At 59.3% G+C, this 23,014-nt stretch carries 18 protein-coding genes; all 18 read right to left on the minus strand.

The genetic code is table 11. The features are described from left to right. Positions 1-7: 7 nt before the first annotated feature. A complete protein-coding gene (locus VSP_RS27540) occupies positions 8-880 on the minus strand; it encodes a hypothetical protein (protein ID WP_232289516.1) in 873 nt (290 codons plus the stop codon). 30 nt (positions 881-910) lie between these two features. Next, positions 911-4,984: a putative polyvalent protein kinase domain-containing protein gene (locus tag VSP_RS42665; RefSeq protein ID WP_157211093.1), complete on the minus strand. Its 4,074-nt coding sequence runs from the start codon at positions 4,982-4,984 to the stop codon at positions 911-913. Positions 4,985-5,306: 322 nt separating this feature from the next. Further along, a complete protein-coding gene (locus tag VSP_RS27555; RefSeq protein WP_009964799.1) occupies positions 5,307-5,573 on the minus strand; it encodes a hypothetical protein in 267 nt (88 codons plus the stop codon). Then, positions 5,570-6,997 carry a putative polyvalent protein kinase domain-containing protein gene (locus VSP_RS43235; RefSeq protein ID WP_269724140.1) on the minus strand — a complete coding sequence of 476 codons (1,428 nt, stop codon included), beginning with the start codon at positions 6,995-6,997 and terminating at the stop codon, positions 5,570-5,572. The genes VSP_RS27555 and VSP_RS43235 overlap by 4 nt, the downstream gene beginning before the upstream one ends. Beyond that, positions 6,994-7,191, minus strand: a complete 198-nt coding sequence (locus VSP_RS27565) for a hypothetical protein (RefSeq protein ID WP_009964801.1) — start codon at positions 7,189-7,191, stop codon at positions 6,994-6,996. The genes VSP_RS43235 and VSP_RS27565 overlap by 4 nt, the downstream gene beginning before the upstream one ends. A gap of 14 nt (positions 7,192-7,205) precedes the next feature. Then, entirely contained in the window at positions 7,206-8,372 is a 1,167-nt protein-coding gene (locus VSP_RS27570) for a hypothetical protein (RefSeq protein WP_157211094.1), read from the minus strand. 111 nt (positions 8,373-8,483) lie between these two features. Continuing rightward, a complete protein-coding gene (locus tag VSP_RS43240) occupies positions 8,484-9,281 on the minus strand; it encodes a hypothetical protein (RefSeq protein ID WP_009964803.1) in 798 nt (265 codons plus the stop codon). 886 nt (positions 9,282-10,167) lie between these two features. Further along, positions 10,168-10,551: a hypothetical protein gene (locus VSP_RS27590; protein ID WP_009964805.1), complete on the minus strand. Its 384-nt coding sequence runs from the start codon at positions 10,549-10,551 to the stop codon at positions 10,168-10,170. Between the two features lie 19 nt (positions 10,552-10,570). Further along, positions 10,571-13,402, minus strand: coding sequence for a hypothetical protein (locus tag VSP_RS27595; RefSeq protein ID WP_009964806.1), 2,832 nt, complete (start codon positions 13,400-13,402; stop codon positions 10,571-10,573). Between the two features lie 89 nt (positions 13,403-13,491). Then, positions 13,492-13,917 carry a hypothetical protein gene (locus tag VSP_RS27600; RefSeq protein WP_009964808.1) on the minus strand — a complete coding sequence of 142 codons (426 nt, stop codon included), beginning with the start codon at positions 13,915-13,917 and terminating at the stop codon, positions 13,492-13,494. Continuing rightward, complete coding sequence (locus VSP_RS27605) at positions 13,898-17,551, minus strand: hypothetical protein (protein WP_009964809.1); 3,654 nt, start codon at positions 17,549-17,551, stop codon at positions 13,898-13,900. Before VSP_RS27605 ends, VSP_RS27600 begins: the two co-directional genes overlap by 20 nt. 175 nt (positions 17,552-17,726) lie before the next feature. Continuing rightward, complete coding sequence (locus tag VSP_RS27610; RefSeq protein ID WP_232289517.1) at positions 17,727-18,011, minus strand: hypothetical protein; 285 nt, start codon at positions 18,009-18,011, stop codon at positions 17,727-17,729. 56 nt (positions 18,012-18,067) lie between these two features. After that, positions 18,068-18,928: a phosphoribosyltransferase gene (locus tag VSP_RS27615; RefSeq protein WP_009964811.1), complete on the minus strand. Its 861-nt coding sequence runs from the start codon at positions 18,926-18,928 to the stop codon at positions 18,068-18,070. Between the two features lie 134 nt (positions 18,929-19,062). Next, positions 19,063-20,154: a hypothetical protein gene (locus VSP_RS42675; RefSeq protein ID WP_198141243.1), complete on the minus strand. Its 1,092-nt coding sequence runs from the start codon at positions 20,152-20,154 to the stop codon at positions 19,063-19,065. A 162-nt stretch (positions 20,155-20,316) separates the two neighbouring features. After that, on the minus strand, positions 20,317-20,643 hold the full coding sequence (locus tag VSP_RS27630) for a hypothetical protein (protein ID WP_009964814.1): 327 nt from the start codon (positions 20,641-20,643) through the stop codon (positions 20,317-20,319). 99 nt (positions 20,644-20,742) lie between these two features. After that, positions 20,743-22,248 (minus strand): putative polyvalent protein kinase domain-containing protein, encoded by a 1,506-nt coding sequence (locus tag VSP_RS43505; protein ID WP_009964815.1) that lies wholly within the window; start codon positions 22,246-22,248, stop codon positions 20,743-20,745. A gap of 25 nt (positions 22,249-22,273) precedes the next feature. Then, on the minus strand, positions 22,274-22,459 hold the full coding sequence (locus tag VSP_RS43510; RefSeq protein ID WP_232289518.1) for a hypothetical protein: 186 nt from the start codon (positions 22,457-22,459) through the stop codon (positions 22,274-22,276). Between the two features lie 259 nt (positions 22,460-22,718). Then, positions 22,719-23,012, minus strand: coding sequence for a hypothetical protein (locus VSP_RS27645; RefSeq protein WP_009964817.1), 294 nt, complete (start codon positions 23,010-23,012; stop codon positions 22,719-22,721). Positions 23,013-23,014: the final 2 nt, after the last annotated feature.

Here is a 23,014-nt window from a genome sequence, read left to right on the forward strand (position 1 = left end):
GAAATGGTTAAGGCGACAAGAATATGTCCAGACAGGTGAGGAATGATTCCCGCCATGCATAGCGGCCAGTGCGATCGCTTCTGAAATTTAGATGAGCGGTTAGTTCTTTGGCAGGATAGGTCAGTTTTTCCAGATGTACAGTCGGCACCTCTACCGCCAGGGCATCTTCCACTCCGGGGTAAACTCGGCCAGCAGCCTGGTTCCCGGCATGGTCGGCCCAGTCATCTGGAAATCCTTTTACGTCGAGGCCGTAGAGGACGCCCGTTTTGGAATAGAGAATCAGGGGACGCCCCTGGAACCCGCCCGTGCGTCGTGAGGCCAGGGCAGTGACCCGGTCCCTGAAGGATGACGGACCTTTGAGGTGTGCCCAGTGTACCAACTCATGGAAGAGGTTGCGCCGCAATGTCGGAAAATCAGGAGTCTTGGGATTGATTACAATCGAGTCGCCTTCGGGACGATAGGCCGCAGGGCTGGTGGTGTGCCTGGGGTCCACGGCAATTACAACGGGCTGCCGGGCAAGCTGTCCGGCCAGCGCCGGGGGCATGAAGCTGGCGAACTCCTCCACGATCGTCCGGATCTGCTCACTGCTGTGAGTATTGTCACCCGTGATACCTCGCACCAGAGTGTCCAGCTTCGGAGGGGTAACTTGCTTGAGCAGGGTCACCAACTGCTGCGCCTGTTCCTTGGTGAAGACGTGGGTGTCCAGATCACGTACTCCCAGCTTGTCCAGAAGGCTTCGCAACGGCGTGCCGGGGGCGCGACCATGCCTCCACCGGATCGCTGTTCTTGAGCTGCGCATCATCCCGCGTGCGGAAGATCTGCTGCCTCGCGCCCCCCCCCAGGTCTCCGTGTACTCGATCAACTCAGGCGGCTTTGCCACTTACCTCTGTTCCGGCACTTTGGCTCGCACTTACTCTAGACCCTTTTCCCCGGGGTTCAGCACTTGCAGATCTATGGGAACCACGTACTTGCGCCCAACAACGACAAAGTTCCCTTGATGGGTATCCGCAATCACGGCTCCAGTCTTGGGGTGTCGCCACTTGTTGTATCCATCAGGCACATATCCCTGCGCCTCGAACCACCGGCGAATACGCCTTAAACTTGGCTGACGCCCTTCAATGAAAGGTTGAGACACCACAACAGCGGGCCCAGCTTTGGTTTCGATGACGCCTTCCAAACGAATGTCATCCCCATAAAGCAGGTTGGACCAAGCGATGTTTTTCAGATAGGCACTCAGTTCGCCTCTGGCGCCAAAATTTGGTGGAAGTGTTACCTTTATAACACGCCCCGAAGGTGGATGACCAAAGACATTTCTCTCGACACCCCCTTCGAAAATTGGCAGATCCTCGACTAGTCGTTCGAATCCTTCTGGGTGGATGAGCCATCCTTTTTGTCGACTCCACGATACCAAGGATTCGGCCTCGGCACGGAGCCGTTCCGCCGCATCTGCGCGTGCATTTCTTCCCGAGTCAGTCTCTGCGCGTGCAATGAGCTCTCCAAGCGCAGCTTCAGCATCTCTTCGGGTCGGAGGATCTCCATGCCTGTTAATGTACGGGATGTCTCTGACTCCGTCAATCTTGGATGGGGTTTCATTTGGTTTCTTGGGAATGAGGTTTCTGCCAGCAGATCTGCCGCCGTTGTGTTTTACAGAAGAAAACTGCAGCCGGGAGTCCGGCCCCGTCCCGTTCCTTGCCTGCCGGGGCGCAGGCATCTGCGGAGTCCGCTCCGCCAAGTCTCGCATGCGCCGGTAGTCCTGCTCCGGAGTGTGGTCGAGGATGATATCAATGGGGTGGATGACCCCGGCCTCCGTCCGGATCAAGCTGGCTGCCTTGGCATCGCTGGCCGAGATGTCCAGATGCTTGTGTACGTACGCTCCGTCTGCCACCTTGAGGAAGCCCCTGGCGCGCATGTAGGCCTCCACCTCGCTCGCATCTGGATGCGGACGCACTTTGTCTGCGCGGTACCACGGCTGGGTGGTGACCAGGCGTGGAAGGCTTTCGCCAGGAAGCTGGGTCAGGCCTTCAACAGCAACGTCATCGTCGAAAAGAAGGTTGCCCCAGGCCAGACGGCGCAGGTAGGTCTGCAAGTTGCCGTCCCAGCCAAACTCGCCCGGCTTGGTGAGCTTGACGGCCAGGTTGGAAGGCTGGTGTGGATAGACATCGTGCTCCGCTCCACCGAGCTTTTGGAGAGGTGCTATTCCCCGTGTGAGCGTTTCTCCATGGACTCGAGATAAGCCAGGGCTCTCACGGCCGGATCGTCGTTCCGGTCCGTCTTGTACCCGGCCTGCTTTTTCATGGCGGCGAGCTTTCGCTCCCAGGGCACTGCGGCGGAGGCTTTCAAGCGCTCGTCCAGGGTTGCGATCTTGATGGGAACGGCCGGTTTGGTTTCCATTTGGGTCCAGTGTATCAGGGTTGTGGGGCAGGGCAAGACGGATGAAATCAGGGGGCTGGCTGCGGGGCTCACGCTCCGAGGAGCGGCGCAGCAGGTCGTCGGTGGGATGGGCGGCACTGCGGCCGTCCAGGGCGGCCTGGCGGGCCAGGGAGATGAGGTCACGCACATCGCGCTCGAAGGCGGCCTTCCCATTTCTGGACAACATGTCCATGAGCTTCGCGACCGCCTCCTGCAGGGCCTGCCACATGCGGCGGGCCAGGGAAGGCAGCTTGTTCTCCAGCTCTGCCACGGTGCGGGCCCCTTCCACCTGCTCCACCTTGCGGGCGAGCCACTCCAGGGCCAGGTCTGCGGGGTGACCGGCCAGATGCTGGTAGCCTGGCTCATTCAGGATGGCCTGCAGCTCGCCGCGGGGGATGCGCGAGGCGAGCTGGTTCCACGAACACCCAATGGCTTCATCCGTGGCCAGCAGGAAGTTCACCCCCTCATGGCCCACGCGGTCATGCAGCAGAAGGCGGGCGAGGGCGTGCAGCGGCGTTTCGCCCACGCGCAGCTCGATCTGGCTGGCAAAGATGAGGGTGCGCCCCGTGTGCCGGTCAAAGAGCGCTTCTGCCTCCTCCATGCTTGCGATCTCCGCATCGCTGTAGTCCTCCCCATAGGAGGAGGCGGCGAGATCCGCTGGCGAGTCAAAGACCAGGACGCGCTGGTGCACCAGCCCGGGGAGGCGTCGCCGGATGGCTGCCAGCGCCTCGCGGTACACGGAGGGGCTCGCGCTGCTGCGCCGGGAGGCGAGGGTTCTGTTGTGCCTGTTGTTTCCTTGTCCCCGGCTGAAGCTCAACCGCGGCCGGGTGCTCGCGGAGGTCATGGGCCCGGCGGCCTGCAGTGCCAGAGCGTCCGCCTGCAGCAACTTGAGCGCAGTGAGATACCGGGCCCGCATCTGGTTGACGATGTTCTGCACCGCCACCTCAGGCAGGCCGGATTCCTGCGCAATCCCGGCGATGGGGCGGTCCTTGAGGAACTCGGCGAAGATCAGGCGGATCTTCTGCGGGACAGGGGCCAGGATGGCCCGCAGGGCCCGCTCGTGGAGGGAGGGGCCTCCTGAAGGGGGCTGGAGGGGGGCGGCAAAGAGCTGATGGAGGGGGCCGCCCTCGTTTAATGAAACTGAGGGGTCTCCACTCCCGGCATGTTCACGATTCCCATGGAGAAGTGCTTCCAGTAGTTGGGGTCTTTCGCTGCCCTGGCTTGATGCAAGGGATTGGAGGAATATAGCGCGACGTAGTGTTGCCTGACCCGCTCGAGATGCGCGAACCAGATTCGTTTCTGCTCCGGCGTCAAAGCGTTCTCGGCCAACGGGTCTTCCGTCTCTGTAAATGAACTGTTGTCGCTCGAAGTCATAACGGTAGTTGCGAAGGGCCGGGATCTTCTGGTGGAGATGCGAAAGGAACGTCTCGATGAGCGAAGCGATCTTGGCTACATCATCGCCTTCCCATTTGAGCGGTGCAATGCCTTTTTCGGGAACGCCTTTAAGTTGCTCTGCGGCTGGCTCCATGAAGTCTGTTCTGCCATGTCGCAGAGCCAGGGAAAGCATGGCTGAGGTTCTCCGCACGATTGCGGATTCGGACAGCCCTTTGGGATCGCCAATGAACTTGCGGCGGCTGTTTTTCGCATAGTTGCCGACAGCGGCATAGATGGCCGATCCACCATCCCCCTCCTCCAATCGACTCACATCAATCCAGACCTCACCACGGCCACGCTGACCGCGTTCGTACACGTAGAAGAGTTTGCCATTATCGGTGCGGAACACAAAACGCCTGTCGGCCTCGGATTCCTGACGTTCATCCGGCCGGGTGTCTTCGCCCAAGTAAGTGGCAAAATCCACGACATCCGCCATCACATCTTCCAACAAACCGCTCTTACTGACAGGGTGGCGGAAGACTTCGTCGTGTTTCGCCAGCTCGGCAGAGGCCTGGGCCGCAAATCGAAGGTCTTCCTGCCGAATGGGGGATGTGTTGAGCCGCTGGGTTGCCGAGCTGCCGGATGGGATGCTGCTCTGATCAATGGCACGACGGATGAGGTCTGCGTTGGTGGGCAGCGGCTCGCCGGTGGTGGTGGTGACCGCATGGGCGAGGCGCAAGTACTCATCGAGGATGGCACGAACGGACTCTGGCGAAGTTGCTTTCCCCAGGGCGGCGGCGAGTTGTGCCATCTCTGGGGCAGTGCCTGGAGTGAGCCTGTCCTGCTGCTGGAGATACTCCTCGACAGTACCCTTGCCGCCTTTTTCCTTGAACCCGATCAAGGCGCGGAGGGCGGCGCGGAGGGCGGGGGCGATGTGGTATTGCGGTTTCTGGGAGGCGAGTCTGATGAGGGCGCTGGCTCGCGAGCTGATGCCGGAGAGCTGGTGGGCAAGGCCCAGGGTGCGGGCTCGCTCCAGGAGGAGGCGCAGGGTTTCCTGGCTGGCGGAACTCCCGGAGGGGGCGGCGTTGAGAGTGCCTGACCCGCTTTGGGGGTTGACGATGTCATCCGGGCCGAGTATCTTTGAGAAGCTTTTCGGTGGCGTCCCACGTTTGGGCAATTGCAGCCCAAATAGTCGTGCCATCGAAAGGCACTTTGTTTTGTTCTCGTAGATCGGGCTCTCTCCGAACATCATGGCGATGTCACCTGGAGGTCTGCCGTAGAGAGACTGGATCTGGTTTACAACCAGCCCACGTTCAGCTGTCCTGTCCAAGTGAATGGCTGCAACGATGGGGCCTTTGCCGGGCTCTGTGAGCAGGTGATGGTGCGGTGGCGCGCGTTGCTGAGGTTCAAGGCAATATCGTGCATCAGCGGCGGCGGTGGTTAGGCATGGCGAGAGCGAGCAAAGAAAAACCGCTTGCACAGCGTGAGCCGGGAGAGGGGTGAGGCGATCCGGGAGCAGAGATTCAATCAAACTCGAGATCGTCAGGATCGAGCTCTGCCTTTCCTTCGTATTTCACGGCAAGTTGAAGCCCAAATTTCCTCGCACCACTGTTGCAACGAGTCAACAGGCCATCGTAGAGCCCAGATGTTTGTGAAAGATGTTCCTCTAGCGCTTCCCTGAACTTCGCCTGACCCTTCAATTCTTTGGACAACAATTGTTCCATGGAATCGCAATCCAGAGTTAAAACCAGTTGCTCGTTGTCTTTGGTGAAAGTCAGGGTTGTGATCATGGTTGAGGATTTGAAGGTAGGAAAGGATCCAGACAGGTAAGGAAAGCCTCGCGCCAGGATCGGTGACCGGTGCGGTTGCTGCGGTGATTAAGATAGTCTGCCAACTCAGAGGAATGGTATGTCAGTTTTTCCAAATGTACAGTAGGCACCTCGACTGCAAGAGAGGCTGCCGCTCTGCGGTAGACCCGGCCGGCGTACTCGTCGCCATTGATATCTGCCCAATCATCCCGCATGCCCCGCACCTCGAGGTCGTAGAGCAGGCCAGGGGCCTTGTACAGAATGAGTTGCGGCTCGGTGAACCCGCTCGTGCGTCGAGAGGCCAGTGCGGTTACCCGCTCCCTGAAGGAGGACGGACCTTTGAGGTGCGCCCAGTGCACCAACTCATGAAAGAGCGTACGTCGCAATTTCGACAGGTCGGTAATCTTGGGATTCACCGCAATACTGTTGTCTTCAGGGCGATAAACTGCGACTTTCTTGGCCAATTTCTGGTCAAAGGCGATGGCCACAGGATGTTTGGCAAGCTGTCTGGCCAGCGCCGGGGGCATGAAGCTGGCGAACTCCTCCACGATCGTCCGGATCTGCTCACTGCTGTGAGTATTGTCACCCGTGATACCTCGCACCAGAGTGTCCAGCTTCGGAGGCGTGTCTTGTTTGAGCAGGGTCACCAACTGTTGCGCCTGCACCTCCGTAAAGACGTGGGTGTCCAGATCTCTTACTCCCAGCTTGTCCAGAAGGCTTCGCAACGGCGTACCGGGGGCGCCCAGCGTCTCATTCAGACTGGGTTGTGGTGGAGTGGTCTGCTGCGAAGAACTGGCACGACGCGCAGATTTGGGCGCGCGGGAGCCATCTGAGGTATGCTGTGTTTCGAGTTCGGTTTGAGAAAACTGCAACCGGTCGCCCAGCCCCGTCTCTTCCGATCTCCTGTCTGGACCAGGCATCTGCGGAAGATCCTCCGCAAGATCTCGCAGCCTCCGGTACTCCTGCTCATCGGTCTGCCCAAGAATCAGGTCAATGGGCCGAATCATGCCCGAGATTGTCCGGATGAAGTTGTCCGGCTTGGCATCGCTGGCATAGATGTCCAGGTGCTCGTGCACATACCCTTCATCCGCCACCTTGAGGAACCCCTTCGCCCGCATGTACGTCTGGATCTCCGCTGCATTCGGGTGGGGAGACGCTTCCTGTGCATCATACCACGGCTGGGTTGTCACCAGGCGCGGCAGGCTTTCCCCAGGAAGCTGGGTCAGGCCTGCGACAGCGACGTCGTCATCAAAGAGGATGTTGGTCCAGGCCAGACGGCGCAGATAGGTCTGGATGTTCCCACCCCAGCCAAATTCACCCGGCCTGGTGAGCTTGATGGCGAGGTTGGAAGGCCGGTGGTGATACACATCGTGCTCAGCCCCCCGGAACTTCCTGAGCGAGGCTATGCCTCCTTCGAGAGTTTCCGCATGGACTCGCGGTAAGCCAGGGCTCTCGTGGCGGGATCGTCGCTCTGGTCCTCCAGGTACCCGGCCTGCTTCTTCATGGCGGCGAGCTTGCGCTCCCAGGGCACTGCGGCGGACTCTTTCAAGTGCTCGTCCAGGGTTCCGATCTTGATGGGCACGGCCGGTATTATCTTCATGACTAAGAAGTATATCAGGGTTGTGGGGGGAGGCAAGACGGATCACCTCGGGCAGGGGGCTGCGTACCTCCAGCTCCGCGGCGCGCCGGTCGAGCTCTGCCGTGAGCTGGCTGGCGGTGCGGCCGTCCAGCGCCGCCTCGCGCGCCTGGCGCGATCAGGTCATTGAGTTCAAGGTCAAACTTGGCCTCGCCAGAGTACAGGCTCAGAAGGCGGGTCAGGGCATCTCTCATGGCCTGCCACATCCGCTGCGCCAGGCCCGGCTCCTGCCCGTTGAGCTGGGCCACCACGGCAGGTGCCTCACCGGCTTCGATCTGCCGCGCCATCCACTCCAGTGCCAGCTCCGGCGGCTGCTCCTCCAGGTGCGCGTACCCTGGCTCGTCAAGGATGGCGTCCAGTTCCGCCTGCGGGATGGCCCCCATCAGTTTGTTCCAGCGGGCGGCAAAGTCCGCATCCGTCTCAAGCAGGAAGTTCACGCCCTCGTGGCCCATGCGCTCGTGCACCAGCACCCTTCCCACCGCCGCCAGCGGCGTCTCACCAGGACGCTGCTCCACCTGCCCCAGGAACAGCAGCGTGCGCTTCGTGTGCCGGTCAAAGAGCGCCTCCGCCCCCTCCATGCTTGCTATCTCCGCATCGCTGTAGTCCTCCCCATAGGAGGAGGCCGCCAGGTCCGCGGGAGTGTCAAAGGCTAGAACCCGCTGGTGCAGCAGCGCAGGCAGGTGCTGGCGGATGGTGTCCAGCGCCCCACGGGCTTCCGGAGCGGCAACAAGCGCCCCCGTGCCTTGCGCACGAGACTGGGCCAATCCATCAGATCGCCTGCGGGATGGGAGCACAAAACGGCCCTGCTCCACCGGCGTGTCCACACCCTCCCGCGAAGCCACACCGGCAGCCGCGGGGTTCCCTGAAATCACTGCGAAGGAGGTGCCGCGCCCAAAACCGGAACCCTCCCGGACCGCCCGCAGCTCCTCCGCCCGCGCTGGCTCCAACTGCAGGTCGATGGGCATCACCGTGCCATCCTCGCTCGTGATGGCATTTCCCTCAGTAAAGGTGTCCCACACGGCCAGCTCACGGATGGGATGAACCCATCGCCCTTCGTGCGGGTGAAAGCCCTTCGACTGCGGGAAATCCGTGATCTCCTCCTGGGTGGAATCACGCCCCACCCGCCAGGATTGGGAAATAACCACCCGTGGAGCATGCTCACCAGGCAGCGTGACAATGCCTTCAAAGGCGACGTCATCACCAAAGGCCCGGTTGGTCAGCGCCCACCGCTCAAGGTAGGCTCCTGCATCCTCTGCCTAGGCACCCACGAAGCCCGGTTTCGTCAGCTTGACGGCACGTCCGCTGCTTTCGTCAAAGAACACCAGATGCTCACCACCGGTGGCCTCAAATTCTTCTACCCCGAATTCTTGCGGGTCGAGAGTCCGGCCATGTGCGTCCGCCCACGCCACGACTCTGGCAAGACTGACGAGGCTTCGCCCATGTTTCCGGCGCAGGCCAGGGCTTGAGCCCTCGCCTGTTCGCGCGTCACCTTCGGTGGTGATGGCTTGGAGGATGGCGGCGGGGTTTCGGACTTCATCGGGATTAAAGGTCGCATGGGCTGCATGGGTGTCAAGGGGGCGGATGTTGCTGGGGATGACGCTGAATGAGGTTGTGGGGGAATTCTGCCCCCGCCCTTCATTGGAAAGTCCGGCCTCCGACGTCGGAGTTTCGGCGAGGGTTCCAGCCTCGGAGGGGCTCTGCTCCAACCCCAGGGACTGCGATATGGCCACTTCCATATCCCCCTCCAGACGCCCTTCACGCTGGAGTTTCTTGATCCGGGCCGCACGACGAAACACGGCATTGAAAAACGTGGCATACCCCGTCATCACCGCGCCCATCCTGGAGCGGAGCACATCGGTCATGACCTGGCGGGATCCCCGCGCCTTCCAGCTTTCGGGCAGCGCCGCGTCCATCTTGGACCTGCCTGCCCAGTAGGAGATCGCGAAATGGGACCACGCCTCCTGCACATCCTCATCCAGCAGCTGCGCATCGTCCGGCGTGCGAAAGATCCTGTCTCCAGATATCGCCTCATAAGAGCGCAGCCGGGAGAACATCCACCCCTTTCAGCATGATACCACACGTCTCCTCTAAAGGTGCCTGGCATCTGAATTTCGCTGGGAAGAACTACAAATCCCTTTTGTTTCATGTAGTTACGCAACTCTGTCAGCGAAGGGTGAACCCCTGAAGCAATCGGCTGTCTGGTTACAATTGCAGGATAGGGAGAATAGCGAGTCTTGGTCGTTCCAACCAGGACAATTTCGTCTCCAAAAATCGCATTTTGCAGGTCAAGACGCACCAGATAGTCGGAAGGCAAGGCATCACGCAACTCAAGCTTACCCTTGGCGGCATCCGCCCCTTGATCCACCACAAATCCATAGCGATGACCATGTGTATGCTTGTTCACCTCGCCAGCCCCAGCATCATGATAGACATGATGCTCACCACCTTGTCCTAGGGCTCTTCCTTGGAGCTGGATTGGGTCGCCGAGCTTTTCGAGGAATCGGATTTGTCGATCCAAAGCAAAGGATCGGTGCGTGCGACGATCCCAGCCTGGACCTGCTCTTTGAAGCTCTCTTCGGAAACTTTCGACGATGCTCTCCAAGCTTTCCTGATCAGTTCTGGATCCGTTTCGTATTGCATCTGATTTTTGTAAAATAGTTGTTAGAGCACCTTCCGCAAATGAATTGTCCGCGGGTATAGAAAACTGGAGCCGCTTTGCCGGTCCGGCTCCTCCGTGCCCAGCAGCACCATCATGCTCCGCCGGCACCCTTTTTCATCGAACCCCTGCGCCAGCTCCTCCCCGCGTGCGCTGCGCCCCACGTACAGCGACAGCGAAAGAAGGATATGCCGTTCTACACTTGCCGTCTGAACGCACCACCACCCTTATGACGTCTGCCGGATAGGGCTCCGAACGATCCGGCGGATAGACAGCGTTGAGGCCTAGCCCTGCTCGGCGGCAGGTTTTGCGTCTGGGTCAAACTCAGGGAACTCGGCCAGCAGATGCTTGGAAATATAGTACCGATTCTCAGGCTTGCTCTCCAACGAAATGAACTGATCGATGATGGGCTCATACGCCTTGACGTTGCGTCTCAGGAGACTCACGGTTCTATCCCACACTTTCGGCAAAGGCTCGCCTGGCTCAATGAGCGCATCAATTGAATTCACCACAATAAGCATCGTCGCATAATCCTCATCCTCCGACAACTCCGCGCCTTCAAGCGCTTCTACCAAGACCTCAATATCTTCATTGGTCTCCTGAGCATTGATGTACTCCCAGTCTTGCGTTGGAGAAACCAGATTGAATCTCTCCGTCAGAGACTCCATGACAGCCAAGCCAATAATTCTATCCGCCATCTGATTTGTTGTTTTTAGGTTTCCTTGTGGGGTATCGACTATTGAAGGGACAGGAAGTGTTAATCTTACCCCTTTCATTTACCACAACACGCATCATATCTCCAGCAACAATTTTCCCATCCGGCAAAGCAGCATCTGCTCCGAGGCCTTTGGGGAGCATGACGTCATAGATGCCGGGGCCTTGCTTGGAAATCGCACCCGCATAGGCAGCAGCCAGTTCGTCGTCATGATAACGGCCGATTTGCACCCCATCTCCCCTGGCTCGATCAATCATGCGCTTGTCTTCCAGGCGTTGGCCATGCCCGTGTTGATGTAGAAACGCATGTTTGAAGGTCGGTTGACTGTACGGATCACCCCAGTTCAGGCCGGGAGGACCGCCTTCTATCGCAATCGAGTCTGCAATAAAGGCGTTGCGGGCGGCCGCGGCCATATCGGTGTCACCCTTCTCATCAGCAATGGAAAGCGCCTCATGGTATTTCGTCAATGTGTCACCAACCTTCTTCTGAATACCGCGACGTTTCAGGCTTGTTTCAGTTGGCTCTCCCTGTGGCACAGCATGCTCTCCAAAGATCTTTTGATACAATTGCTCCACCTGGGCCTCGATATCGGCTGACTCGTTTTGAGCTTCTGAGAGAAAGAGCTTGCGGGCGCCGTCTTGGAAATCCGTCTCCAAGCGGCAGACATCACTAGGACGCAGACCGAACGCCGCCCGCTCACGCAGCGCAATTCGCCGCTCAGGACTCAGAATGCTGTTGAGCAGATCCGAAAGCCGGACCGTCCGCTGATGGTCTCGCTCCTTTTCCTGCGCCTTGGCGATATCCTCCTCCGGCGCAGGGGCCGCACCCTCTTCTCGCCCGCCTTCATCCAAATGCACTCCGTCTCCTTGTTCACCCTGCCCGTCTTCCTCTGTAGGATCATCGCGCAATTGCCGGTTTACCTCGCGCAGTCTCTCTCGGGCTTCGGCCATCATCGTCTGAGACGTCGCCGCACCCGCTCCACCAGCAGCCATCCCGTCGTTCGCCATCAGTTCCCCCGGCACCTTCGAGAGATCCGTCAACACCAGGGCTTTCTGGCCGGATTTGCCTCCTCGAACTTCCTCGGTGTATTGATACCACCAGCCGTTGTGGAACCTCACATGCCGGAGCGTTGTGTACCCCAGACCATCGTCGGGATCCACGGTGACCGCTCCCGGGGCGGTCACGATCTCAGGCAGCGACTGGAGATCCTCCTCTTTGATCGGGTGCGCATCTCCTGAACCAGGACCATGCTGTGTGTACACCTGGCGCAAGCCCCCCCGGTCCACCGCACGTGTGTATTGGTCCAGACTCTGGCCAGTCGCCTCCTCCAGCATCTGGCGCTGCTTCGTAGTCAGAGGAGCGGTTTCCGCCCACTCCTTCCCTTTTCCGGGACGTCCCGCCAGTTCGATCAAATCTGGCAGATTCCGGCTGTCATTCTGCACGAGGGACAGGGTCATGTTGCTGTCCCCAGCCACTCCAGGACCTTGTTCTAATCGACCGTCTGCCGGAGCGCTCTCGGTCACGGGAGTAACCTTGCCTAGCGCACCTTCTACCGGCGGCAGTGCCGCAGCACCGGCCTCACTTTCAGGCACCGGAGCCACCACGTTCTCAGCTTGACCAACGCCCTCTTCTGAAGTAAGATCTCCTTGCGTGCCTGGCTGAGGGGTCTGTACCGTTTGAGGCTGGGGCTGCGCCCGAATCCCGACAGCACCGGGACTCCCTTGAGGAGCAAGGCGGGGGTTTCGAGTTTTCTCGACCACTGCGCCCTGGAATTTTCCTTTCGAAAGTCCCGGGGCGTATTGTGTAATGAGCACTCGCTGCTCCTGCACCGCCCCGTCGGCAGTCACCACCATATGGACACCGTCTTTGTAGCTGCGGAAGTACAGCGTTTCAGCTCCAGCTCTTACCCTCACTTGTGCGTCCGAGATGGTCTTTCTGACGGCACCCACCCAATCGAGCTTCTCTTGGTCTAGCACCCTTGATTCCGTGCCCTTTTTCGTGTCGGCCCCCAGCAGATGCGCCGCTCGATTTTCCATCGGGTCTTGGAATCCGCCGCTCTCCTGTGGATTATCGAGTTTTACAGATGTACCCCAAGGATCCTTTACCGGAGGCATGATCCTCAGCCAGTTGGCGAGGCTCCGCACAAGGTGATCCCATGTGCCACGCTTGATCCCAAAGGCAGGACGCGGATCATCCAGCTTGGGCAAGTGTTGCTTGGCTGAGGCCCAAAGGTGGCGTGGCTTTACATCGTCCCACGAGGAAGGCTTGTCCTGTCTTGGCCCCCTGGGATCGCCAGGAATAACGCTGAAAGTGGGTTCACTTAGCTGAGTTTCTGCATTGCCAGCATCAAACTCAGCGCCCGCTTCTGCATCCGCCTCCACCGCCGCTTGAGTGCGCCCTTCCAGCCCCAGCTGCCACGCCAGCGTGCTCTCCAGCTCCGCATCCAGCACCCCCTGCTTCTTTAGACCATTGAGCGCCGCCGCACGGCGGTACACGCCCTCCAGCAGCGTCCGCTGGCTCCTCAGTGCCGGGCCCGCCTCCGTGCCCAGCAGTTCCATCATGGTCCGCCGGTAGCCTTTTTCATCGAACCCTTGCGCCAGCTCCTCCCCGCGTGCGCTGCGCCCCACGTACAGCGACAGCGAAAGGTGTGACCATGCCTCCACCAGGTCGCTGTCCTTGAGCTGCGCGTCATCCCGCGTGCGGAAGATCTGCTGCCCCGTGCGCTCCTCCACCTCCCGCAGGGCGCGCCGCATCCACTCCCGCTTCCCGGGCAGCGCCAGCAGCTTCTTGGCCTTGCCCTCCATCCCGCAGCACAAGGCGGGGACAGAAGAGCCTCTCACTATGCCACCGGCAAAACAAGGATACTATCGTCTGTCTTGGAAAGCGGGTTGGCCTAGCCTTCCGGGTTGGCGGCAGGTTCTTCGTCGGAATCAAGCTCCGGGAACTCGGCCAGCAGATGCTTGCAAATACGAAAGCGGTCCTCCGGCTTCTTATCAAGCGAGATATATTGTCTAACGACAGGCTCAAAGGCTTGAAAGTTGCTGCGCAGAAGGGCTGCGGTTTTCTTCCACACTTCAGGCAGGGGTTTCTCTGGCTCGATGAGCGAGTCGATGGAATTCACCACGATCAACATGGTGGCATAGCGTTCTTCCTCCGATAATTCCGCACCTTCGAGTGCATCGACAAGGGGATCGATCAGTTCATTTGTATCCAGAACATTGATGTACTCCCAATCTTGGCCGCACTGGTACGGAGAGACCAGGTCGAACTTCTCTGTCAGAGACTCCTTTACATCCAGACTAATCGATTTTTCCGTCATCGGCTTTCTCGTTATCCTTCCTTTTTGTTGGAGTCGTTGAGTAGCGGCTGTTAAATGGATAGGTGCTGTGGATTTCGCCCTTGTTGCCAACAACGACTCTCATCATATCCCCAAAGGTAATCTTGCCGTCTGGCAATGCAACAACAGCTTCCAGCCCTCTGGGCAACATGACGTCATAGATGCCAGGACCTTGTTTGGAGATGGCTCCCGCGTAGGCCGCAGCCAGTTGGTCGTCTCGATAGCGTCCAATCTGGACTCCTTCACCCCTAGCGCGGTCAATCATCCGTTTATCCTCCAGACCCTGACCGTGCCCGTGTTTATCCGAAAAGGCGTGTTTGAAAGTTGGCTCGCTATGCGGATCTCTCCAGTTCAAGTTGGGAGGTCCTCCCTCGATCGCAGTCGCCTCCTCAATGAATGTATTGCGGGCCACTACGGCTAGGTTCACGTCGCCGCTCAGGCCAGCAGCCGCGATGGCGGCGTGATATTTCTCCAGCGTCTTATCGACCTGACTCTGCACCGCCCGTCTTTTCTGACTTGCTTCGGTTGCCTCTCCTTGGGGCACAGCATGTTTTCCAAAGATCTCCTGGTAAATCTTCTCCACTTCGGCCTCAAGATCCGTCGGCTCACTTTGTCCTTCGGCGAGAATGTGTTTCCGGGCGCTATTCTGAAATTTTGTCTCCAGACTGGCGACGTTATTGGGATGCAAGCCGAACGCCGCCCGCTCACGCAGCGCAATTCGCCGCTCAGGACTCAGGACGCGGTTGAGCAGATCCGAGAGCCGGACCGTCCGCTGATGGTCTCGCTCCTTTTCCTGCGCCTTGGCGATATCCTCCTCCGGCGCATGGGCCGCACCCTCTTCTCGCCCGCCTTCATCCAAATGCACTCCGTCTCCTTGTTCACCCTGCCCGTCTTCCTCTGTAGGATCATCGCGCAATTGCCGGTTTACCTCGCGCAGTCTCTCTCGGGCTTCGGCCATCATCGTCTGAGACGTCGCCGCACCCGCTCCACCAGCAGCCATCCCGTCGTTCGCCATCAGTTCCCCCGGCACCTTCGAGAGATCCGTCAACACCAGGGCTTTCTGGCCGGATTTGCCTCCTCGAACTTCCTCGGTGTATTGATACCACCAGCCGTTGTGGAACCTCACATGCCGGAGCGTTGTGTACCCCAGACCATCGTCGGGATCCACGGTGACCGCTCCCGGGGCGGTCACGATCTCAGGCAGCGACTGGAGATCCTCCTCTGTGATCGGGTGCGCATCTCCTGAACCAGGACCATGCTGTGTGTACACCTGGCGCAAGCCCCCCCGGTCCACCGCACGTGTGTATTGGTCCAGACTCTGGCCAGTCGCCTCCTCCAGCATCTGGCGCTGCTTCGTAGTCAGAGGAGCGGTTTCCGCCCACTCCTTCCCTTTTCCGGGACGTCCCGCCAGTCCGATCAAATCTGGCAGATTCCGGCTGTCATTCTGCACGAGGGACAGGGTCATGTTGCTGTCCCCAGCCACTCCAGGACCTTGTTCTAATCGACCGTCTGCCGGAGCGCTCGCAGTCACTGGAGTGACGTTAGCCGGCACAACTTCTACCGGCGGCAGTGCCGCAGCACCGGCCTTACTTTCAGGCACCGGAGCCACCACGTTCTCAGCTTGACCAACGCCCTCTTCTGAAGTAAGATCTCCTTGCGTGCCTGGCTGAGGGGTCTGTACCGTTTGAGGCTGGGGCTGCGCCCGAATCCCGACAGCACCGGGACTCCCTTGAGGAGCAAGGCGGGGGTTTCGAGTTTTCTCGACCACTGCGCCCTGGAATTTTCCTTTCGAAAGTTCCGGGGCGTATTGTGTAATGAGCACTCGCTGCTCCTGCACCGCCCCGTCGGCAGTCACCACCATATGGACACCGTCTTTGTAGCTGCGGAAGTACAGCGTTTCAGCTCCAGCTCTTACCCTCACTTGTGCATCCGAGATGGTCTTTCTGACGGCACCCACCCAATCGAGCTTCTCTTGGTCTAGCACCCTCGATTCCGTGCCCTTATTCGTGTCGGCCCCCAGCAGATGCGCCGCCCGATTTTCCATCGGGTCTTGGAATCCGCCGCGCTCCTGTGGATTATCGAGCTTTACAGATGTGCCCCATGGATCCTTTACCGGAGGCATGATCCTCAGCCAGTTGGCGAGGCTCCGCACCAGATGATCCCATGTGCCACGCTTTATCCCAAAGGCAGGGCGCGGATCATCCAGCTTGGGCAAATATTGCTTGGCTGAGGCCCAAAGGTGACGTGGCTTTACATCGTCCCACGAGGAAGGCTTGTCCTGTCTTGGCCCCCTGGGATCGCCAGGAATAACGCTGAAAGTGGGTTCACTTAGCTGAGTTTCTGCATTGCCAGCATCAAACTCAGCGCCCGCTTCTGCATCCGCCTCCACCGCCGCTTGAGTGCGCCCTTCCAGCCCCAGCTGCCACGCCAGCGTGCTCTCCAGCTCCGCATCCAGCACCCCCTGCTTCTTCAGTCCGTTGAGCGCCGCCGCACGGCGGTACACGCCCTCCAGCAGCGTCCGCTGGCTCCTCAGTGCCGGGCCCGCCTCCGTGCCCAGCAGTTCCATCATGGTCCGCCGGTAGCCTTTTTCATCGAACCCTTGCGCCAGCTCCTCCCCGCGTGCGCTGCGCCCCACGTACAGCGACAGCGAAAGGTGTGACCATGCCTCCACCAGGTCGCTGTCCTTGAGCTGCGCGTCATCCCGCGTGCGGAAGATCTGCTGCCCCGTGCGCTCCTCCACCTCCCGCAGGGCGCGCCGCATCCACTCCCGCTTGCCGGGCAGCGCCAGCAGCTTCTTGGCCTTGCCCTCCACCATCTCCTCCATGGCCGTGAAGGCCGTGTGCCCCTTGTAAAAGGTCATGGTGGTGGTGTGCATCCCGTCCAGATACTCGCTGACCGAGGTGCCCAAAATGACGCCCGCCGCCTCCTGCGCCTCCGCACTTGAGGCGGTGGCGGTGGACATTGCGGTGGATTCCTCAAAGGCCAGCGTCTCCTCCTCACGGATCTGCTGGGGACCCGCCGTGGCCTCCGCCTGCCCGCCGGGAGCCAGTGCCTTCCCCTGCTGGATGCGCACATCCACCTGGTCATTCAAATGGGGATTATCCCTGCGGAAGCGCTCGATGGTCATTCCCTCGTTCCGCAGCCGCAGGATGAACTCGGAGTCCAGCTCCGCGGTGCTCTCCACCCGCTCCACCGCCTCACGAAACTTCTGCGAGATCGCGATCTCACGATCCCGCGCCCACTGCCACCGGGCGGCATCTGCCTGTGTCTTGCTCTGGTACACACGGTTGGACCCATCGCGATAACGCACGCGCCAGCCCTCTGCCGTGTTCGCCAGGGGCGGGAGCACTCCCTTGTCCTCCAGCATCCGCTCGCTGGCCGAGCGGTTCTCCTGGTCGGCCAGGAATGCCTTGCCCGCCCGCTCCCTCTGGGCCAGCACCTCCGCGCTCTTGAAATCGATCGATGAATAGGCCTGCCGCACTGCGCCAAAGGCCCCCTCCAGATCACCCCTGCCCGCAAAGGCACGCACCTCAGCCACCTGCGCATCATTGAAGCCTGCGGCCTCCAGCAACAGGCGGTTGGACACCAGCTCCCGCGCCTGGCGGAAGTCCTCCACCCTCCCGGCCCCCGCTCCGATCAGGCGATCTCTTCACGCCTTCAGCGCACCTAGCCAGAAACGGATTCAGGAAACAGCACGCTGGAATACATTGGCCATTGCCCCAACAAAAAACCCTCCAGCTAATCTCGCGTGGAGGGCTTTAAAATAGTCTCAAACGCTCCCGAGCGGGGCCTCAGCGAGCCCCCTCTGCATTCTCCGCAGCAGCCGCTTGCTCAGCGGCTTTCTTCTTGGCTTCCTGCCTTTGAGCGTACTCCAGCTCGTCTTGCTCCATCGACCATTCTTCCTCTGGACCAGATTTGACCAACCGTGCCCATTCCCAGAACCTCCTTTTAAGCCGTGCGTCATTTTCCAACTCAGGCGCAGTCCAGACGGTCTCCTGGTTATAGTTCTTGGAGTGGTCTGCCAGAAGACGCTGGAACAACTCCACCTCCTCAGGTGTAGACTTGAACTTTTCCAATCTGAGCAAACGGTCAGCTCGAATTCGCTCAACGCTATCAAGGTAGAGACCCATAGTTATTCCTTGTCTTTTAGTTTAAGGTAGCGTTTACGAATGGCTCTCAGCACCGCAAGGGCTCCCTCTGCACTATTAGCATCAGCTATGGCCTTTTTCAAGAGAGCGTCGCGACTTTTACCGTGTGCACCGATGATCCAGCCCAAGAGGGTTTTTTGTTGCTCGTCAGATTCTCCAAGCCCCTTGTTAAAAATCGGATTTTTCTGAACGGGTTGATCTGCGAGCTTAGAATTGATCTGCTTCATGAGTTTCTCTACGGTATCCTGATGAATGCCGCGACCACTGTTGTGGGCGACCAGGGAGACCACCTTCTCCACTTCCACCCCTTCTGATTTCAACTTTTGCGCGATGCTGTCCAGGCTGTCTCCGGTGGTGATGATGTCATCCACTAGAACCACACGCTTCCCTTTGAGTTGGTCCTTCCAGGAAGGGTCACTCACTTCGAAGTCCTGCATGGCCATCTTCGCCAGATAGGTAGTGTTCTTCTTGGATTCTTCTCGATTGGCTCGGTAAAAATGTGCACTTCCATTGACGACAATTCCGCCGAAATCTTCCTTGAGCCTTTGCGCCAGATACACGGGAATGCGATTTCTCTCAGAACTGCTCGGCATGGCGAGGAACACCACATCCCCCCGCAGGTCCTTCATGATCGCCTCATAGGCAGCCTTCTTGTAGAACTGGTCCACAAACGCCTTTTGCCCATGATTGCGAGCCCCCACATCGTCAGGCGATCCAAGGCTGCCCTTCGCTTCTCGCACCTCATCAAACTTGCCCTGATTCTCCTTCTCCAGCTTTTCAAGCAACACAGGGTCGGTGACATCGTCCAGAGATGCTTGGATCGTACCGGTGCTGATGGGGGTCACCCTCGGATTTCTCGGCTTGGCAAACTGTAGCCGAGGTTCGACGCTGCCTTCACCAAGGCTCTGAGCACTCGTTTCACTTCTGCCAGCGGAAGCTGTCCCGTTCACCCCATTCACTGAACCAACCGTAGCTCCGTTCACGGAAGCACTACCCCCCCAGCCTCCCCGTTCTTCACCTTGCGGCGCGCCCCGGAGATCATGTCCCGCACGTACGCATCCAGCGCAGCGTCGCTCATCATCTTGCCGCCGCTGGCCGTGTGCATGATCTTCGCCACATAGTCCTTCAGCGTCTGCCACATCTCTGCTGCCGCGCTCCCAGGCTTGAAGCTCTGGGAACTCATCCGGTCCCCGGTCTGATGCGCCAGCCACTCCAGCGCCAGATCCGCCGGACGGTCCGTCAGCTCAGGGTACTTCTGGCGCAGAGACTGCAGTTCTGCCGCAGGGATCAGGGCACTGGCTCTGTCCCATTTCTTCTGATACTCCGGCTCCGTCTTCAGCAGCGCATTCACGCCACCGTGACCCACCCGCTCATGCATCACCACACGGGCCACCGCCATGGCCGGCGTCTCACCCTCGCGTACCTCCACCTGGTCGCGCAACACCACCGCCCCACCGGTCTTGGTATCGATGAAGCCCTCGGCCGTCTCGATGCCCGCCCATTCGTCTGCGTGATAGTCCGCCTCACCGGGACGGCCGTCCTTGCCATCCAGCTCCTGGCGGTTGCCCACGATGAGCAGGCTGTCCGTGAGCCCGGCCGCCTCAGGCAATGTGCGGAGGCGCTCCAGCGCCTCATCCACCTCCGCCTGGGTCACCCCGGTGCGCTGCACCGGATGTGCCCCTGGGGCGGAACCCTCTAGGTTGTTTCCTTGTTGCTGGCTGTAGAAGAGGTAGTTTGGCTTCGCATCTGGTCCAAGTAGGCGGAATAACTCAACGCCTCCTCCACCAGATGCCACTCCTCCTTCGTCAGATCCCTCAGTGGCCAAATGTTCCGAACTACCCAGTCCAGATCCATGTCCTTCCACCTCGGATTTTGCGACAAGGGCCCGAGAAAGTGTTGCCGCACTAACTCCGCTGTCTCCGGGGTCCAATCCCGCCACGAGAGCTCTAAAATCTCCTTCGGATAACCTTTGCCACTGAACTGTCCCATCGGCACCTTTCTTTCGTTGCAGCACCGTATCCGACTCCGGCTCATAGCGCAAGTCCTCCAGCAGCACGATCTCTGGCTCCACCGTGGTGCGTGGACGTGGTGAACGTCCTACGTATTGAACCCAAGAGTTTAAGGAAACACCTCGACCGATCACAAGCATCGGTCTTCATCAAAAAGCCCTCCCGTGGCAGTTACCATGGGGGGGGGCGGGAAGAATCTGTCCAAAACGCTCCCGAGCGGGGCCTCAGGGATCTCCCTCTGCATTCTCCCCAGCAGCCGCCTGCTCAGCGGTTTTCTTCCTGGCTTCCTGCTCTTGCGCGTATTCCAGCTCTTCCTGCTCTTGCGTCCAGTCTTCTTCAGGGCCTATCTTTGCAAGCTGCGCCCATTCCCAATATCTCCTATGAAGGGGGTCATTGCCTTCCAACTCCGGGGCTGTCCACGCAGTTTCTTGGCTGTAGTTCTTTGAGTAGTCGGCCCACAGACGCTCAAAGAGTTCCACCTCCTCAGGAGTCGGGCTGAGCTTCTCCATGCGGCGTTGGCGGGAGGCTTTCACTTCTTCACGTGTAAACATATATTGTCCCATGGCTTTCAGATAAACGAAGTCACCTACATTGGGGCCATTACATGCCCCAATCAAGAAACCTGGAGAATGAAGGATGCTCTGCTATCGCTACTCACTCGAGTCTCGGGAACGTTCTTCCTCATGGATTTTGTTACCCGGATTGAGCACCTGCAAATCGATCGGGAAGACCAACTTCCCGCCTGCTACAATGAAATTCCCCTGATGGGCATCCGCCAAGACTACCCCCGTGTCAGGGTTTCTCCATCGATTGTATCCAATGGATACGTATCCCTGCGATTCGAACCAACGTCGAACACGCCGTTTGCTTGCCTTTTTCCCTTCTACGAAAGGTTGCGATACCACGATTGCAGGCCCCTCACTCGTCTCCACCACGCCTTCGAATCGAATATCGTCACCGAAGAGAGCGTTAGACCAAGCAATATTGTTCACATAGTCCTTTACAGTACCCTGTTGTCCGAAAAATGGAGGAATGGTCGTTTTGATCACTCTTCCGCTTTCCTTCTGATAGAATACGTCCCGCTCAACTCCTCCTTCCAGCTGCTCGAGCTTGGACGTTAACTCTTCGAATCTTGAGCTGTCGATGAACCATCCTCTTTCTTTGGCCCACGATACCAACGATTCGGTCTCGGAATGGAGCCGTTCCGCCTCATCTGTGCGTGAGCTTCCTCCTGCGTCAACCCCTTCTCGCGAGCGCGCGCGGAGCTCTCCAAGCGCAGCTTCAGCATCTCTTCGGGTGGGAGAATCTCCATGCCGGTTAACGTACGGGATCCCTCGGATTTGGTCAAGCTTGGATGGGGTGCCATTTGATTGATTCTCATGAGGAGTGTTTGGTTTCGAAAACTGCAGCCTGTCTTGGTGATGGTCGGCACCCTCGGAGAGAACGTTCTGAGTTTGGCCCTCGGCTGACATTCGATTCCCCCCGCTAGCCTGCCCGTTCTTCACCATGCGGCGCGCCCCGGAGATCATGTCGCGCACATACGCATCCAGCGCCGCATCGCTCATCATCTTGCCGCCGCTGACCGTGTGCATGATCTTCGCCACATAGTCCTTCAGCGTCTGCCACATCTCTGCTGCCGCGCTCCCAGGCTTGAAGCTCTGGGAACTCATCCGGTCCCCGGTCTGATGCGCCAGCCACTCCAGCGCCAGATCCGCCGGACGGTCCGTCAGCTCAGGGTACTTCTGGCGCAGGGACTGCAGCTCTGCCGCAGGGATCAGGGCACTGGCCTTGTCCCATTTCTTCTGGAACTTGGGCTCCGTTCCCAGCAGCGCATTCACGCCACCGTGACCCACCCGCTCATGCATCACCACACGGGCCACCGCCATGGCCGGCGTCTCACCCTCGCGCACCTCCACCTGGTCGCGCAACACCACCGCCCCGCCCGTCTTGGTATCAATGAAGCCCTCGGCCGTCTCGATGCCTGCCCATTCATCCGGCTGATAGTCCGCCTCACCGGGACGGCCGTCCTTGCCATCCAACTCCTGGCGGTTGCCCACGATGAGCAGGCTGTCCGTGAGCCCGGCCGCCTCAGGCAGCGTGCGCAGCCGCTTCAGCGCCTCATCCACCTCCGCCTGGGTCACCCCGGTGCGCTGCACCAGATGTGCCCCTGGGGCGAACCCTCTAGGTTGTTTCCTTGCTGCTGGCTGTAGAAGAGTTGGTTGGGGTTCGCATCTGGCCCCAGTAGGTGGAATAGATCAGTGCCTGCTGCACCAGATACCCCTCCTCCTGCGTCAGACTCCGGATGTGTTTGATGTTGCGCACCACCCCATCCAACCTCATATCCTTCCACCTCGGATTTTGCGACAAGGGCCCGAGAAAGTGTTGCCGCACTAACTCCGCTGTCTCCGGGGTCCATTCCCGCCACGAGAGCTCTAAAATCTCCTTCGGATAACCTTTGCCACTGAACTGTCCCATCGGCACCTTTCTTTCGTTGCAGCACCGTATCGCTTGCCGGGTCATATTGCAAGTCCTCCAGCAGCACCATATCTGGATCTGCCTGCGCAGGCGGCACGGGCGGCAGCGTTGGCGGCTCGCCTTTGCGGGTGGCCGCCTTTTCTCTCTCGAATCACTTCGGCGGCTCAGTTTCACCAAAGCAGACATTCCAGAGTTCCTGCAAACGTTCTTGTACCTCTTCCTGAGTCTCGAGGTCCACCCTCGTCCATCTTTCGAAAAGCTCCGGCGTCACGGTAGAGGGTTCCTTTAGCGCACGCCCCAATTCCATCTTCAATGCATCGCGCTTTTCACGAGACGGGGCTGGGAGATCCTGACGACGCACCCAGCTGCTCACAGAATCGAGATCGTAGTCCTCTACATCAAGAGCGTTGCGAATGACGGTTTCCAAAACTGATTCGAATTTCATAT

This window comes from Verrucomicrobium spinosum DSM 4136 = JCM 18804 (genome assembly GCF_000172155.1).
Taxonomy (GTDB): Bacteria; Verrucomicrobiota; Verrucomicrobiia; order Verrucomicrobiales; family Verrucomicrobiaceae; genus Verrucomicrobium; species Verrucomicrobium spinosum.

Bases quoted from the DNA above. Each gene is read 5' to 3' on its own strand.
- VSP_RS27590 (WP_009964805.1), bottom strand. From the start codon at position 10,551: ATGGAGTCTCTGACGGAGAGATTCAATCTGGTTTCTCCAACGCAAGAC.
- VSP_RS27600 (WP_009964808.1), bottom strand. From the start codon at position 13,917: ATGACGGAAAAATCGATTAGTCTGGATGTAAAGGAGTCTCTGACAGAG.
- VSP_RS27595 (WP_009964806.1), bottom strand. From the start codon at position 13,402: ATGGAGGGCAAGGCCAAGAAGCTGCTGGCGCTGCCCGGGAAGCGGGAG.
- VSP_RS42665 (WP_157211093.1), bottom strand. From the start codon at position 4,984: ATGGCACGACTATTTGGGCTGCAATTGCCCAAACGTGGGACGCCACCG.
- VSP_RS27555 (WP_009964799.1), bottom strand. From the start codon at position 5,573: ATGATCACAACCCTGACTTTCACCAAAGACAACGAGCAACTGGTTTTA.
- VSP_RS43240 (WP_009964803.1), bottom strand. From the start codon at position 9,281: ATGTTCTCCCGGCTGCGCTCTTATGAGGCGATATCTGGAGACAGGATC.
- VSP_RS27645 (WP_009964817.1), bottom strand. From the start codon at position 23,012: ATGAAATTCGAATCAGTTTTGGAAACCGTCATTCGCAACGCTCTTGAT.
- VSP_RS27565 (WP_009964801.1), bottom strand. From the start codon at position 7,191: ATGAAGATAATACCGGCCGTGCCCATCAAGATCGGAACCCTGGACGAG.
- VSP_RS27630 (WP_009964814.1), bottom strand. From the start codon at position 20,643: ATGTTTACACGTGAAGAAGTGAAAGCCTCCCGCCAACGCCGCATGGAG.